We start from the raw sequence: 215 nt of genomic DNA, 5'->3' as shown, positions 1-215 counted from the left end.
CCGCTATAAAAACAATAAAGAGCTCTATAGCCATCCTTTCCCCGAGTTCGACTGTTATCTGGTTAGCAGCCCCAGCCATCAGGGTATACTCAGCTACCAGCTGCATCTGGTGCACCGCTATCATCGCTACTTCGATAGCATCCCCCTGCACGGCTTCAGCACCAGCCAGCAACCGGACGAGTTTGAGCGGGTCTGGAACCTGATCCAGCGCTATA

1 pseudogene is annotated in these 215 nt (G+C 53.5%); it reads left to right on the top strand.

Going from position 1 to position 215, the window contains the following annotated elements:
* Positions 1 to 215, top strand: a pseudogene (locus tag JW499_RS22345) (hypothetical protein); the annotation flags it as partial.

It is taken from the genome of Amphritea pacifica (assembly GCF_016924145.1).
In the GTDB taxonomy this organism is placed as follows: domain Bacteria; phylum Pseudomonadota; class Gammaproteobacteria; order Pseudomonadales; family Balneatricaceae; genus Amphritea; species Amphritea pacifica.
This window is presented reverse-complemented; position numbering and strand designations above follow the sequence as displayed.